This is a genomic window from Burkholderia anthina (assembly GCF_001547525.1).
GTDB lineage: Bacteria > Pseudomonadota > Gammaproteobacteria > Burkholderiales > Burkholderiaceae > Burkholderia > Burkholderia semiarida.
The window spans coordinates 491,284-505,521 of record NZ_CM003768.1; the positions used below are offsets into that span (position 1 = coordinate 491,284).

General features: G+C 68.5%; 12 protein-coding genes. 5 read left to right on the plus strand and 7 right to left on the minus strand.

Going from position 1 to position 14,238, the window contains the following annotated elements; translation table 11 throughout:
• Nucleotides 1-73 precede the first annotated feature (73 nt).
• The 5 genes from WS64_RS02320 to WS64_RS02340 form a co-directional block, all read right to left on the minus strand.
• Nucleotides 74-1,234 carry an MFS transporter gene (locus tag WS64_RS02320; RefSeq protein ID WP_060965625.1) on the minus strand — a complete coding sequence of 387 codons (1,161 nt, stop codon included), beginning with the start codon at nt 1,232-1,234 and terminating at the stop codon, nt 74-76.
• Nucleotides 1,235-1,327: 93 nt separating this feature from the next.
• Complete coding sequence (locus WS64_RS02325) at nt 1,328-2,497, minus strand: MFS transporter (protein WP_060965626.1); 1,170 nt, start codon at nt 2,495-2,497, stop codon at nt 1,328-1,330.
• Between the two features lie 223 nt (nt 2,498-2,720).
• Nucleotides 2,721-3,458: a 5,6-dimethylbenzimidazole synthase gene (gene bluB, locus WS64_RS02330; RefSeq protein ID WP_060965627.1), complete on the minus strand. Its 738-nt coding sequence runs from the start codon at nt 3,456-3,458 to the stop codon at nt 2,721-2,723.
• A 183-nt stretch (nt 3,459-3,641) separates the two neighbouring features.
• Nucleotides 3,642-4,640: a 2-hydroxyacid dehydrogenase gene (locus tag WS64_RS02335; protein WP_059574239.1), complete on the minus strand. Its 999-nt coding sequence runs from the start codon at nt 4,638-4,640 to the stop codon at nt 3,642-3,644.
• Between the two features lie 30 nt (nt 4,641-4,670).
• Entirely contained in the window at nt 4,671-5,654 is a 984-nt protein-coding gene (locus WS64_RS02340) for a LysR family transcriptional regulator (RefSeq protein ID WP_060011437.1), read from the minus strand.
• Between the two features lie 783 nt (nt 5,655-6,437).
• Between WS64_RS02340 and WS64_RS02345 the strand changes: the two genes are divergently transcribed.
• On the plus strand, nt 6,438-7,649 hold the full coding sequence (locus WS64_RS02345; RefSeq protein WP_059574237.1) for a pyridoxal-phosphate-dependent aminotransferase family protein: 1,212 nt from the start codon (nt 6,438-6,440) through the stop codon (nt 7,647-7,649).
• 27 nt (nt 7,650-7,676) lie between these two features.
• On the opposite strand, the gene WS64_RS02350 is transcribed toward WS64_RS02345, so the two are convergent.
• Complete coding sequence (locus WS64_RS02350) at nt 7,677-8,612, minus strand: AraC family transcriptional regulator (protein ID WP_060965628.1); 936 nt, start codon at nt 8,610-8,612, stop codon at nt 7,677-7,679.
• A gap of 134 nt (nt 8,613-8,746) precedes the next feature.
• On the opposite strand from WS64_RS02350, the gene WS64_RS02355 reads away from it, so the two are divergent.
• The 3 genes from WS64_RS02355 to WS64_RS02365 all read left to right on the plus strand — a co-directional run bounded on the left by WS64_RS02355 (nt 8,747) and on the right by WS64_RS02365 (nt 11,015).
• Nucleotides 8,747-9,637 (plus strand): DMT family transporter, encoded by an 891-nt coding sequence (locus tag WS64_RS02355; protein ID WP_060965629.1) that lies wholly within the window; start codon nt 8,747-8,749, stop codon nt 9,635-9,637.
• Between the two features lie 121 nt (nt 9,638-9,758).
• Nucleotides 9,759-10,412 carry a hypothetical protein gene (locus WS64_RS02360; protein WP_244166561.1) on the plus strand — a complete coding sequence of 218 codons (654 nt, stop codon included), beginning with the start codon at nt 9,759-9,761 and terminating at the stop codon, nt 10,410-10,412.
• Nucleotides 10,413-10,421: 9 nt separating this feature from the next.
• Nucleotides 10,422-11,015, plus strand: a complete 594-nt coding sequence (locus WS64_RS02365; RefSeq protein ID WP_060965630.1) for an RES family NAD+ phosphorylase — start codon at nt 10,422-10,424, stop codon at nt 11,013-11,015.
• 36 nt (nt 11,016-11,051) lie between these two features.
• Here WS64_RS02365 and WS64_RS02370 read toward each other — a convergent pair whose 3' ends face one another.
• On the minus strand, nt 11,052-12,266 hold the full coding sequence (locus WS64_RS02370; RefSeq protein WP_059574233.1) for an MFS transporter: 1,215 nt from the start codon (nt 12,264-12,266) through the stop codon (nt 11,052-11,054).
• 332 nt (nt 12,267-12,598) lie between these two features.
• Between WS64_RS02370 and xdhA the strand changes: the two genes are divergently transcribed.
• The gene (gene xdhA, locus WS64_RS02375) at nt 12,599-14,230 is read left to right on the plus strand and encodes a xanthine dehydrogenase small subunit (RefSeq protein WP_060965631.1); all 1,632 of its coding nucleotides are present in this window, start codon (nt 12,599-12,601) and stop codon (nt 14,228-14,230) included.
• The last annotated feature ends 8 nt before the right edge of the window (nt 14,231-14,238 follow it).

A 14,238-nucleotide genomic window follows, 5' to 3' on the forward strand; every position in this document is an offset into this window, starting at 1 on the left:
GTGGGCGCGAGCGGGCCGATGCGTACCGGTGCATGATGCCGCGCGCCAACGCCAACGCCAACGCCAATCTGCATCAGATCGCGCGTTGCACCGCGGCGCGTCGTTCCCACAACGCGGCCGCGACGAACGCGGCGACACAGGCGACCAGCACGCCGACCAGCGCATGGCTGCCCAACTGCTCCATCAACGCGCCGGCAACCAGCGGCCCGCCGAAGCTCGCGGCGCTCCACGACGCCGACACGAGCGAGCTCGCGGTGACGAGTGCGGCGCCGCGGAAACGTTCGCCGCACGCGACGAGCGACAGCGTATAGATGCTGCCGGCGGCCGCGCCGAGCACGAACAGCAGCGGCCAGCACAGCCACGGATTGGCGATGACGAACGGCAGCAGCGGCAGGCCGCCCAGCACGATCCAGCCCGCGCCGAGGTGTACGCGTTCGCGGCCGAGCTTGTCCGCGAGCCAGCCGATCGGGAACTGCATCGCGGTATCGCCGAACAGCATGATCGACGCGAGCAGCACGGCGGTCGCGCTCGCGACGCCGTGATCCATCGCGTAGAGCGGCAGCAGCGACAGCGCGAGCGTGTCGAACAGCGCGAAGAAGCCGGTGCCGATGATCAGCGCGGGCATGCGCGGCAGCACGTCGAGCCAGCGGCCGTGCGCTTCGTGATGCGCGTCGTCGCCGGCGAGCGGCGCGCGGCGGATCGTCGCGAGCGTCGGCAGCGCGAGCAGGAACAGCGCGCCGCACAGCGCGAAGCGAATGCGCGTCGCGCCGGCGATCTGGCTGACCAGCACGGGGCCGGCCATCTGGAACAGCGTGAAATTGGTTGCATAGATCGCGACCACGCGGCCGCGTGTCGAATCGTCGGCGAGCTGGTTGACCCATGCTTCGCCGATCGTGAACAGCAGCATCAGCGCGGCGCCGCACAGCACGCGCAGCACGCCCCACAGGATCAGGTTCGACGTGAACTGCATCAGCGCGGTGGCGGCCGCGAGCAGCACGACCGACACGACGATCGCGCGGCGCGCACCGATGCGCCGCGCGAGCGCGGTGACGAACGGCACGATCGCGAGGCCGCCGAGGGCCTGCGCGGCCGTCAGCATGCCGACGACGTTGGTGCCGTGTCCGGCTTCGGTCAGCGCGAGCGCGGTGAGCGGCAGCGTGGCGCCGGTGCCGAGGCCGACGACCGCGACGCTCAGGATCAGCGCGAGGAAATCGCGATTGAGAATGGCTTTCATCGGCCGGGATGCTACACCGCGGCCCTTCAAAGGTCCATGAAGGCCGTCACGTTTGAATGGCGTTGCGCACGCAACGATTACTGCAGGGTTGCGTCATACGTACTCGGTCGGCACGACCACGGGGCGGCGTTCGAGCGACGCCGACCACAGCGTGAGCGCGAGCGCCGCGACGGCCATCGCGACGCCGACCCACGGCAGGTTCACGAGCGATACGCCCGAGCCGATCGCCATCCCGCCGAGCCACGCGCCGGTCGCGTTGCCGAGGTTGAACGCGCCCTGGTTCAGCGTCGACGCGAGGTTCGGTGCGTCGCTCGCGCGATCGACGATCATGATCTGCAGCGGCGGCACGATCGCGAACGCGAGGATGCCCCACACGAAAATCGTCGCGAGCGCGGCGAACGGCAGATGCATCGTGCCCGCGAACAGCGCGAGAACGATGCCGATCAGCGCGAGCGTCGCGATCAGCGACGGCATCCGGCGCCAGTCGGCGAGCTTGCCGCCGAGCGTGCCGCCGACCGTCAGGCCGAGGCCGAACAGCAGCAGCACGTAGGTGACCTGATGCGGCGAGAAGCCCGTCACGTCCTCGAGGATCGGCGTAATGTACGTGAACACGCTGAACAGGCTCGCGGACGCGAGCACGCTGATGCCGAGCACCATCAGCACCTGCGGATGCTTCAGCACGCTGAATTCGCGCGTGATGCTGGTGTCGGGCATCGCGAGGTGCTTCGGCAGACACACCGCGAGCGCGCCGGCCGCGGCGATGCCGATGCCGGTGACGGCCCAGAACGTCGCGCGCCAGCCGAACGCCTGGCCGAGCGCGGTGCCGAGCGGCACGCCGAGCACGTTCGCCAGCGTGAGGCCGGTGAACATCAGCGCGATCGCCTGCGCGCGGCGGTTCGGCGCGACGAGGTTGCTCGCGACCACCGAGCCGATGCCGAAGAATGCACCGTGGCAGAACGCGGTGACGACGCGCGCGGCCATCAGCACCGCATAGCCGGGCGCGATCGCGCAAAACAGGTTGCCGGCGATGAACAGGCCGATCAGGCCCATCAGCGCGCGCTTGCGCGGCATCTTCGCGGTGACGATCGCGAGGATCGGCGCGCCGATCGTCACGCCGAGCGCGTAGCCGGACACGAGCATCCCGGCGGCCGGGATCGACACGCCGAGATCGCGCGCGACATTGGGCAGCAGGCCCATGATCACGAATTCGGTGGTACCGATTCCAAATGCGGCGACGGCAAGGGCGAAAAGAGGCAGGGGCATCGCGGTAGGCTCGGGAAAAGAGGCCGCTCGAGCCCAAGCGCGGGAGACGCGGGCGGGCGGTCGGTGAGGCGAACGTCAGCCGCGATTCTACTTCAGTGAAAACCCTTATGTTTGGGGCCAAAACGGGTGTTGCCGGCGTGCGACGGGGCGGCAAGCGGGAAGTTCATACTGTGGGATTTTCGGCGATTCGGTCGCGAGGCGATGGCGGTTGCCGAACCTTGGATCAGGCGATGGGTTCGGACGATCCATTGGGCATCGTGGCCGACGTTTCTTTCATTTCAGTCTCTATTGACGACGCAGCCGATCGGGCCCCGTCGGTCGCCGCCTGATTGTCCCAGCCGTTCTCGAACAGGCAGGCTTCGATCGGCATCCGCGCGGCCCAGCGTTCTTGTTCCAGCATCGGCTTCGCATAGAACGCATCGACGTGCCCGACGCACAACACGGCGATCGGCTTCGCGCCGTCGGGCATCCGCAGCAGCGTGCGCAGCGCATCGACGTCGAACAACGACACCCAGCCCATCCCGAGCCCTTCCGCGCGCGCCGCGAGCCACATGTTCTGGATCGCGCACGCGGCGGACGCCAGGTCCATCTCCGGCAGCGTGCGGCGGCCGAATACGTGGCGCTCGCGGCCGTCGGCGAGCGCGACGACCAGCAGCTCGCCGCATTCGCGCACGCCTTCGACCTTCAGCCGCATGAACTCGTCCTGGCGTTCGCCGAGCGCGTCGGCGGTCGCGCGGCGCTCGGCCTCGACCAGTGCGTGGATCGACGTGCGCAATGCGGGATCGGTGATGCGGATGAAGCGCCACGGCTGCATGAAACCGACGCTCGGTGCGTGGTGCGCCGCGCGCAGCAGGCGCGCGAGCACGGCCGGATCGACGGGCGCCGGCGTGAAATGGCGCATGTCGCGCCGTTCGAAGATGGCGCGGTAGACGGCGGCGATGTCGGAATCGTCGAAACGCATGAGCGGCAAAGGCAGGGATGACGTCGACGCAACGATAGCAGACGGCGCGCGCGGGAATCGTTACGTCACCTGAAACAATGCGCGGAATTGTGGATGATGGCGAGTGCGGTGTGCGGCAACCGGCGCAAGCAAACGATTGCGAATGCGCTGCCGGCCGTCAAACGTGCCGTTTTTCGTGGTTTCTCAGCGGTTTGCCGTCACGACGTTCCGCGGCGCGCCCGCATGCCACGCCTCGATGTTCAGCAGCGTCGTGTGCGCGATCTCGGCCAGCGCCTCGCGCGTGAAGAACGCCTGGTGCGACGTGACGATCACGTTCGGGAACGTCAGCAGGCGCGCGAGCACGTCGTCCTGCAGCGGCAGGTCGGAGTGATCCTCGAAGAAGAGCCCGCTTTCCTCCTCGTACACGTCGAGCCCGAGATGGCCGAGCTGGCCGCTCTTGAGCGCGTCGACCAGCGCCTGCGCGTCGACGAGCCCGCCGCGCCCGGTGTTGATCAGCATCGCGCCATGCTTCATCCGCGCGAGCGTCCGTTCGTTGATCAGGTGGTGGGTCGACGGCAGCAGCGGGCAATGCAGGCTGACGACGTCGGCGCGATGCAGCAGCTCGTCGAGCTCGACGTAGCGCGCGCCGAACGCGATCAGTTCGTCGTTGTACGGCGGCACCGAGTGGGCGAGCACGTGCATCCCGAAGCCCATCATGATCTTCGCGAACACGCTGCCGATGATGCCGGTGCCGATCACGCCGACGGTCTTGCCGTGCAGGTCGAAGCCGAGCAGGCCGTTCAGCGAGAAGTCGCCTTCGCGGGTGCGGGCGACGGCGCGCGGCAGGCGGCGGTTGAGCGCGAGGATCAGCGCGACCGCGTGCTCGGCGACCGCGTGCGGCGAATACGCGGGCACGCGCACGACCGTGACGCCGAGCCGTTCGGCGGCAGCCAGGTCGACATGGTTGAAGCCTGCCGAGCGCAGCGCGATCAGCCGCGTGCCGCCGTCGGCGAGCCGTTCGAGCACGGCCGCGTCGACGGTGTCGTTGACGAACGGGCAGACGACGTCATAGCCGTGCGCGAGGATCGCGGTTTCCGCGTCGAGGTGCGACGGCTGGAAGTGCAGCCGATAGCCGAACTGCCGGTTGGCGGCGGTAAACGAATCGTCGTCGTACTGCCGGCTGCTGAACAGGATCACGCGCACGCTGCACCTCCGAGGGCTGACGCGCGCAGTTTACTGCAGGCCCGTGACGATGTCGGAGCGGTCGGGGCCGCGCACCGGCCGCAGGAAGCCGTAGTCCGTCCGCTCGCGGCCGGACGGCGCGCCGAAGTGCTCGAGCGCGTGCTCGACGAAGCTGCGTGTGCGGGCCGGCACGTACTGGCGGTTCGGATAGACGAGCGACAACTGCGCGTCGGGATCGTCGATCCGGTAGCCGGCCATCAGCCGCACGAGCGTGCCGTGGTTGAGCGCGTCGGCCACGCACGGCTCGGGCAGCACCGCGATGCCGGCGCCGGCCACCGCCGCCGCCTGGACGAGCGCGAGCTGGTTGACCGTGCAGGCCGGGCGTACCGTGACCGAATGGACGACGCCGTCGTGGCCGACCAGTTGCCACGTCGGCGCGTGCTGGTGCGGCGCGAGCGTGACCCAGTCGTGGCCCGGCAGGTCGTCGGGCACGCGCGGCTCGCCGCGGCGGTCGAGATAGGCGGGCGCCGCGCACGCGACGAACGGGTTCGGCGCAAGGGTGTGGCCGATCAGCGACGGGTTGCCGTCGAGCCGGGTGCCCGTGACGATGCCGACGTCGTAGCCTGAATCGAGCACGTCGAGCGGCCCTTCGGCGACGGTCAGCTGCACCCGTAGCTCGGGATAGCGGTGCCGGAAGCTGCTGACGAGCGGCGTCAGCGCGAGCGGCGACAGCAGCCCCGACGCGACGACGCGCAGCGTGCCGGCCGGTTCGCGCACGGCATGCGCGACGGACGATTCGAGGTGGTCGAATTCCTCGAGCAGCGCGCGGCAACCGTCGAGGTAGCGCACGCCGGCCTCGGTGAGCGACAGGTTGCGCGTGGTGCGATGGATCAGCCGGGTGTTCAGGTGGCCCTCGAGCATCGCGATGGAACGCGTGACGAGCGCATTGGACACGCCGAGATGGTGCGCCGCGCGCCGGAAGCTTTGCTGCTCGGCGACGCAGACGAATACACGCATGGTCTGAATCTGGTTCATGGCTTGCGTATTTCTGGCCCGGTTGATTGATTTTGGTTGTGATTTATCGCCGCGCAACGCCGAAAGCGCATCGCGCGGCCCCTAGCGCTCCCTCGTATCGAAAATGGAATTTCGATTCCGCAGACGATTGTTCAATAAAGAACCGATATCCGTCAACCTGCGAAAACGGGCGGCTTGCGTAAAATCGAAATCGCGAGTAACGGTTTAACGCTGCGGTGCAGCAAGGAGGTGCGGCGTAAAACCAGAGCGGTATTGGTGGATTCGTTGGGTTGGCGAATATTTCAAAATAAATCAATTACTTGTATGAAATTCTTGCGCGCCGGGACAGCGCCTTTCGGAGTCGCTCCCCAATACATGCCACAATAATAGATGTTTTTTCCACGTTCGGATTTTGTGTATCGAATTCGTTCCGCGATTTGTATCAGGTACCGGTCTATTCGTTCCGATCCCGCCAATGGGGCTGAACTGTCGGTTTCGACGAATAGTCTCGATATTGGCGGAGAAAATCGCGCCTGCGGAACGCGAATGGAACCGTTTCGCAACCGGCGGCCCGCCCTTTTCAATCCGGACGGCCGTCGCGCGCGTGGTGCGCGGCCGGTTGGCCCGGTCCGGCGACCGGGCCACCGTCGTGCTGTCCGAACGGGGCTGCCTCTTGCGCAAGGCGGCGGAACACGGAATGATCGTTCAGTTCGCTGCGCGTGCAACGGGCGCGTGCAACGGGCGCGTGCATACGGGCGCCGTCCCGCGGGCGTTCGCGCACTTCCTTTCCTCACTTTTCCAGCCATGTCCATCGATCATTCGCCGATTCCCTGTCCCGTCGTCGTGCCGCTCGACGCGATCCTGCCCGAAGAACCGCTGCTGATGATGGGGGCCGGTCCGGTCCCGATCCCGGCCGCCGTCGCCAAGGCGAACACGATCGTGATCAATCACCTCGGCGCGACGATGGCGAAGATCATCGAGCAGGTGAAGGAGATGGCGCGCTACGTGTTCCAGACCCGCACGAAATGGGTGCTCGGCGTCGCGGGCCCCGGCTCGGCCGCGATGGAAATGGCGATCTCGAACCTCGCGTGGCGCGGCACGCGCGTGCTGTCGATCCGCAACGGGTTCTTCAGCGCGCGGATGGCCGAGATGGCCACGCGCGTCGGCGCCGACGTCGCGACGCTCGAAGTGGCCGACCGCGCGGTCGCGAGCCTCGACGAGATCGCCGACGCGATCGCGCGCGAGCGGCCCGAGATCGTCACGATCGTGCAGGGCGAGACGTCGAACACCGTGTGGAATCGCGACCTGCGCGACATCGCCGCGCTCGCGAAGGCGGCCGGCGCGCTGGTCGTCGTCGATGCGGTATGCACGCTGTCGACGATGCCGCTCGAGATGGACGCGTGGGGCATCGACGCGGTGATCACCGGCGGCCAGAAGGGGCTGTCGTCGATTCCGGGCGTGTCGCTGATCGCGTTCTCCGATGCCGCGTGGGAACGCATGAAGCACCGTCCCGAGCCGAATGCGCACTGGTGCCTCGACATGGCGCTCGCGGAGAACTTCTGGCACAACGCCGGCTATCACTACACGGCGCCCGTGTCGGGCGTGCTCGCGCTGCACGAGGCGCTGCGGCTCGTGTGCGCGGAGACGCTCGAGAGCCGCTTCGCGCGCCACCTGCGCTGCTCGCTGGCGCTGCAGGCGGGCGTCGAATCGATGGGGCTCAAGCTGTATGCGCCGAAGGACTGCCGGCTCAATTCGGTGGTCGGGATCGAGACGCCGGAAGGGCTCACGCCCGGGATGGTGTGCGGCCATATCTCGAAGCAGTACCAGGTCGAGATCTCGGGTTCGTTCGGGTTGCCGATCGTGCGGATCGGCCAGATGGGCGAGCAGTGCCGCGAACACAACCTGTTCCGCACGCTGCATGCGTTCGGCCGCACGATGGTCGACCTGAAGGTGCCGGTCGACCTGCCGGCCGGTGTCGCGGCGCTCGAACAGGAACTGTCGCGGCGCGGCGCGTAAGCCGGGCGGCGCGGCACGGGGCCGCGCTCAGCGGCGCTGCATCGCGCGCCGGTACGTATTCGGCGTCGTGCCGTGCGCGTCGCGAAAGCGATGGCTGAAGTGGCCGGCATTTGCGTAGCCGCAGTCGGCCGCGATCTGCGCGAGCGGCAGCGCGGTCGTGCGCAGCAGCTCGCGGGCCCGGGCGAGCCGTTGCTCGGCCACCCACGCGTGCGGCGCGCGGCCGAACGACAGCCGGAACATCCGCGAGAAGTGATATTCGGACAGCGCGGCGACCTCCGCGAGTTCGCCGAGCGTCAGCGGCTGCGTCAGGTACGTGTCGATGTAGTCGCGCACGCGGCGGCGCACGGCCGGCGCGAGCCCGCCGCGGAACGACGTGTCGGTGCGCATCGTGCTCTGCCCGCGCAGCAGCAGGCTCAGTACTTCGTGCGCGGTCTCGTTCACGCGCAGCCGCTCGTCGGCATCGTCCCAGCCGTCCAGCGCGAGCGAGCGCAGCAGCGCGGCGACGCGCGCATCCTCGAAATAGGTGCGATCGGCGAGCTTCAGCTCGCGCGGCTCGCGATCGAGCTCGCGGATCGCGCGCTGCGTGAAGTGCTCGGGCAGGAAATACAAATGGATGAAATGCATTTCGCCGCGCACCCACCAGCGTGATTCGTGATCGCCCGGCAACGCACACAGCAGGCTCGGCGCGCCGTAGCGCGGCACGCGCTGGCGCTCGGTCCGGTAGCCGCCGTCGAGGTAGCACGACAGCGTGTGGTGGCCGGGCTGCTCGTAGACCGTCTCGCTTTCGTCGGTGATTCGCGTCCATTCGGCGATCGCGAGATGGTCGCCGAGCCACGCGAAGCGCTCGAGCGTCGCGTTCGCGTCGGCGAGCGTGCGGCACACCGACTGCAGGCCGAACGGCAGATCGCCGCCGGCCAGGGCGGCGGCGCGGTCGATGGGCGGGGCGCAGAGGGAGAGACTCATGATGCGCCGAGTATAAGCGGGCGCGCGGCGCCGCGTGCGGCGCGCCGAAAAAGACCGCAATTCCGGACAATCGGCACGCGTCGTGCGGCGGCATAGTCGGGATCCCGATTCACCCGATTGTCCGGATTGCCGCCATGAACCTGTCGCTTTATTTCGTCACCGTGCTGATCTGGGGCACCACCTGGATCGCGATCAAATGGCAGCTCGGCTCGGTGCCGCCGCCCGTGTCGATCGCGTGGCGCTTCTGGCTCGCGGCCGCCGTGCTGTTCGCGCTGCTGCGCGTGATGCGCCGCCCGGTGCGTCCGCCGCGCGAAGCGTGGCGCTTTCTCGTCGCGCAGGGCTTCGCGCTGTTCTGCCTGAATTTCCTGTGCTTCTACTACGCGGAGCAGGTCGTGCCGAGCGGGCTCGTCGCGGTGATCTTCTCGACCGCGCCGCTGCTGAACTCGATCAACGGCCGGCTGTTCATGGGCCGCCCGCTGCGGCCGTCGGCGATCGCCGGCGCGCTGCTCGGGCTGACCGGCATCGCGTGCCTGTTCTGGCAGCAGATGGCCGGCCATCTCGACGACCACGCGACCTGGGCGGGGCTCGCGATCGCGTTCGCCGGCACGATGTGCTTCTCGGCGGGCAACCTGCTGTCGAGCCGGATGCAGTCGATGGGGCTGCACCCGCTCGCGACCAACGGCTGGGCCATGCTGATCGGCGCGGCGATCCTGACCGTCGGCAGCGCGGCGGCCGGAATGCCGTTCACGCTCGACATGAGCCCGCGCTATCTCGGCGCGCTCGTGTACCTGGCCGTGCCGGGCTCGGTGATCGGCTTCACCGCATACCTCACGCTCGTCGGCCGCATCGGGCCGGAGCGCGCCGCGTACTGCACGGTGCTGTTCCCGATCGTCGCGCTGGCCGTGTCGACGGTGTTCGAGGGCTACCAGTGGTCGCTGCTCGCGGTGATCGGGCTGCTGCTCGTGGTGGCCGGCAATCTCGTCGCATTCGACCTCGCGCGGCGGTTGTTTCTGCGGACGGCATGAGAAGTTCGCGGTTGCGCGAACACATGGTCGACGCAACCGGCGAACGGCCCATTTGGTTGACATGGTTGACTTGGTTTCGATTCGGGGCTACGCTCGAGCATTCCGGACGTGACGGGAGGTGATGATGATTGCGCGAGCGCATACGCTGGAAGGGACGGCCGTCGTTCTTGATGTCGAGGCGGAGGAAGCGCTGCGCAGCGCTGTCGGCGCCGCGACCATGCTCGGCCCCGATCGCGCGCGGGCGCTGCTCAGCCTGTCCGACGAGCAATTGGGGCACCTGTTCAAGGCCGGCATCGCGCAGGTCATCGATCTGGCCGGCACGATCACGTTCGGCATCGCCGCTGCCGCGACGCGCGACAGGAAGCCGACCGGCGGGAAGAAGCGGGCGGCGGGCGTCGCCGCCGATCTGGAGCGGCAGGTGCAGGCGGAACGGCGCATGCTGGTCGCCGACGGCAAGCTGCTGCCTGCCGCGCAGACATGGGCCGGCCTCGGCATGACGCGGCAGGCGCTCAGCAAGGCCGTGGCGTCCGGCCGGATCTTCACGGTCGATGTCGGCGCCGCACAGTACTATCCGGGCTTCTACCTGGCGGGAGATATCGACCGCAAGACGTTGGGCAGGGTGACGCAATGTCTGGGCGATTTGCCGGGATGGAGCAAATGGCAGTTCTTCACGACGCCGAAGGCGTCGCTGGGCAACGTTACGCCGCTCGTCGCGCTGTCGCGCGGGAAGGTGGACGAAGTCGAGCGCGCCGCCACGGCGTTCGCCGAGCGCTAGGCGGCCCGTTTGCTGACGGCGCCGGGGGAACATTTCGCGAGCGCGACACTGGTGACGCGCGAGGTGGCGCCGACGGCGCTCGTGCGCATCTCGCGATTCGCGACGGGCGAGCCGTATTTCGGCAAGTCGGGCGGCAACCGCTTCGACGATCCGCGCAAACGGCGGCGGTACGGCACCAGCTACTTCGGTTTCGATCTGCATTGCGCGTTCGCCGAAACGGTGCTGCATGACGAAGTCGCCGATCTGGTGCTGGGTGGCTTTCCACTCGTGACGACCGAGCTTGATCGCTACGTCCTTTCATTTGACGGCGCGCCGTTGACCGTCGCCGTCCTGCACGGCTCGCCGCTGAAAAATCTCGGGGGTGACGGTGCGTTGTCGACCCTCGCACCGTACGACGTTCCGCAACGGGGGTCGCTTGCCCTCCACCGGCATCCCCGCCGCGTCGACGGGTTTTTGTACATGTCGCGCCATCTCAACACGTCGGAAGCGCTCGTGCTCTTCGATCGTGCCGAACCGAAGCTCTCGCTCGGGCGCGCCGTCCCGTTCAGGCGTCATCCCGATGCGGCCCGCGTATTGCGGGACTTCAACGTACTACTGCGTTGATGTGCGTCGCGGGCGCGGCAACGCGCCTCCCGCTTCTCACGCCGCCGCACCGCTCCCCGCCACCCGCGCCTGCCGCTGGTACAGCATCATCGACAGCGCGACGCCTGCCGCGGCGGCCACCGCCGCGAACAGGAACACCTGCGGATAGCCGAACGCGCCCGCGACATAGCCGGCGAGCGGGCCGGTGATGCCGAGCGACAGGTCGAGGAACACCGAATACGCGGACAGCGCCGCGCCGCGGCTCGCGGCCGGCACGAGCGCGACGGCCTCGACGCCGAGCGCCGGGAAGATCAGTGCGAAGCCGAAGCCCGTCAGCGCCGCGCCGACCAGCGCGACGTGCGGCACCGGCGCGAGCCACAGCAGCACGAGGCCCGCGCATTCGAACGCAAACGACACGATCGCGACGCGGAAGCCGCCGTACGTCTTGATCGTGTTCGCGAACAGCAGGCGCGCGCCGATGAACAGCGTGCCGAATACGGTGAGCGACAGTGCGGCGTTCGGCCAGTGGCGCGCCGCGTAGTACAGCGTGACGAAGGTCGCGATCGAGCCGAAGCCGGCCGAGCCGAGCGCGAGGCCGAGGCCGTGCGGCAGCACGCGCGTGAACACGCTCGCATACGACATCCGTTCGCCGTGCACGAGCGGCACGGGCGCAATCAGGCGGGCGAGGTAGAAGCCGAGCGCGGCGAGCGCGATCACGATCACGCCGATCAGCGCCGGATTCAGCGTATGCGCGATCGCGACGCCCACCGGCGCGCCGAGCGCGAGCGCGCCGTAGGTCGCGATGCCGTTCCATGAGATCACCTTCGCGTTGTGCGCGACGCCGACCCGGCCGATGCCCCACAGGATCGCGCCGGTGCCGCACAGGCTTTCGCCGACGCCGAGCACGAGCCGGCTCGCGACCAGCAGCACCAGGCTCGCGACCGGCCAGTGCGCGAGCAGCAGCGCGACGAGCAGCAGCACGCCCGACACGCCGCAGCCGACCAGCCCGCGCAGCACCGTCTGCTTCGGCCCGAGCGTATCGGCGAGGCGCCCGGCGAGCGGCCGCGACGCGAGCGTCGCGAAGTACTGGACGCTGATCGCGCCGCCCGCGACGATCGCGGAAAAGCCGAGCTCGTCGTGGACGAAGCCCGGCAGCACCGCGAGCGGCAGGCCGATGGTCAGATAGCAGATGAACGTGAAGCAGACGACGGACACGATTTGCAGCGTGAGCGCGAACCCGCTGCGCGGCGGTGTGGCGGAATCGGATGACATGGGGTCGGAACGAATGGCGAAACGAACGGAAAACGGCGGGAAAGGGAATCGGGATTTTCCCATGGAACCGGTTTTCCCGCAGGTACCGTTTAGTTAACCGCGCCCCTATTCAGGAACAGGGCGATGGTCGGCGGCCGGGACCGGGCGAAGCGCCCCGCGCGGCAAGGGCATCGGCCGGCCGTGCGCGCATATCGCGGCAGTTATATGAGCCGCATGCGTGATGGGCTATGGGTTGCGGAATTTGACGGTGATAGCGTGCAAACTGTCGGAAAAACGTCGGTCGAGCGCTCCGCGCAGGCCGCCTTGCCCCCAATTTGAAGAAACGCCGAGACATGAGTGAGCCGATTCGCTTCTACCATCGTCACGCGATCCGCGAAGTCAGCGGCGCGGACGTGACCCGCACCGTGCTGCAATATCTGCGCGAGGATGCGCATTGCACCGGCACCAAGGAAGGCTGCGCGGAAGGCGACTGCGGCGCGTGCACGGTCGTCGTCGGCGAGCTGACCGACGCCGGCGCGGTCGAGTTCAAGGCCGTCAACGCATGCATCCAGTTCCTGCCGACGCTCGACGGCAAGGCGCTGCTCACGGTCGAGGACCTGCGCCGGCCGGACGGCACGCTGCACCCGGTGCAGCAGGCGATGGTCGATTGCCACGGTTCGCAATGCGGGTTCTGCACGCCGGGCTTCGTGATGTCGATGTGGGCGCTGTACGAGAAGCATGGCCACGAAGGCTGCGGCAGTGCATGCGCGAAGGCGAAGGACGTGCCGACGCGCACCGAGATCGCCGATGCGCTGACCGGCAACCTGTGCCGCTGCACCGGGTATCGCCCGATCGTCGATGCGGCGGTGCGGATGTTCGACGCGGCCGGCGAAGGTGCGGCCGGCGTAGGTGCGACCGGCGAAGGTGCGACCGGCGAAGGTGCGGCCGGCGAAGGCGCACCGGCGCCCGCCGCGCCCGTCGACACGGCCGCGCTGGCCCGCACGCTCGCGTCGCTCAGGCGCGACGACACGTTCGACTACACGACGATCGACGGCGCGCGCTTCGCGGCGCCGCGCACGCTCGACGCGCTGGCCGCGCTGAAGGCCGAGCGTCCCGATGCGCGCATTCTCGCCGGCAGCACCGACATCGGCCTGTGGGTGACCAAGCAGATGCGCCGCCTCGATGACCTGATCTACGTCGGCCAGATCGCCGAGCTGCAGCAGATCGTTCACGGCGACGACTGGATCGGGATCGGCGCGGGCGTGACGGTCGAGAAGGCCTATGCGGCGCTGGCCGGCACGTATCCGGAGCTGACCGAGATGTGGAAGCGCTTCGCGTCGCTGCCGATCCGCAACGCGGGCACGATGGGCGGCAACGTCGCGAACGGCTCGCCGATCGGCGATTCGATGCCGGGCCTGATCGCGCTCGGCGCGCGCGTCGTGCTGCGCGGCGGCGACACGGTGCGCGAGCTGCCGCTCGAGGCGCTCTACACGGGCTACCAGCAAAAGGACATGGCGCCGCACGAATTCGTCGTCGGCCTGAAGGTGCCGACCCGCACCGGCGCGCGCGACAAGCTGCGGTTCCGCACGTACAAGCTGTCGAAGCGCTTCGACTCGGACATCTCGGCCGTGTGCGCGGCGTTCGCGTTCATCGCGGACGGCGACACGATCCGCGAGCCGCGCATCGCGTTCGGCGGGATGGCCGCGACGCCGAAGCGCGCAACCCACACGGAAGCCGTGCTCGACGGCGCGCAGTGGCACGAAGCCACCGCGCAGGCGGCGATGCAGGCGCTCGAGCGCGACTACCAGCCGCTGTCCGACATGCGCGCGACGAGCGCGTATCGCCTCGATACCGCGAAGAACCTGATCTATCGCTTCTGGCTGGAGACGCGTGCGCACGACCCGCTGCCGCCGCAGGCGCTGAACGTGCGCGAAGTGGCCGCCGAAGCAGGCGCCGAAGTGGCCGACGACGCGGCGCGCGTCTGACGACGGAG

Bases quoted from the DNA above. Each gene is read 5' to 3' on its own strand.
- WS64_RS02320 (WP_060965625.1), bottom strand. From the start codon at position 1,234: ATGAAAGCCATTCTCAATCGCGATTTCCTCGCGCTGATCCTGAGCGTC.
- WS64_RS02325 (WP_060965626.1), bottom strand. From the start codon at position 2,497: ATGCCCCTGCCTCTTTTCGCCCTTGCCGTCGCCGCATTTGGAATCGGT.
- bluB (WP_060965627.1), bottom strand. From the start codon at position 3,458: ATGCGTTTCGACGATTCCGACATCGCCGCCGTCTACCGCGCCATCTTC.
- WS64_RS02340 (WP_060011437.1), bottom strand. From the start codon at position 5,654: ATGAACCAGATTCAGACCATGCGTGTATTCGTCTGCGTCGCCGAGCAG.
- WS64_RS02345 (WP_059574237.1), top strand. From the start codon at position 6,438: ATGTCCATCGATCATTCGCCGATTCCCTGTCCCGTCGTCGTGCCGCTC.
- WS64_RS02350 (WP_060965628.1), bottom strand. From the start codon at position 8,612: ATGAGTCTCTCCCTCTGCGCCCCGCCCATCGACCGCGCCGCCGCCCTG.
- WS64_RS02355 (WP_060965629.1), top strand. From the start codon at position 8,747: ATGAACCTGTCGCTTTATTTCGTCACCGTGCTGATCTGGGGCACCACC.
- WS64_RS02360 (WP_244166561.1), top strand. From the start codon at position 9,759: ATGATGATTGCGCGAGCGCATACGCTGGAAGGGACGGCCGTCGTTCTT.
- WS64_RS02370 (WP_059574233.1), bottom strand. From the start codon at position 12,266: ATGTCATCCGATTCCGCCACACCGCCGCGCAGCGGGTTCGCGCTCACG.
- xdhA (WP_060965631.1), top strand. From the start codon at position 12,599: ATGAGTGAGCCGATTCGCTTCTACCATCGTCACGCGATCCGCGAAGTC.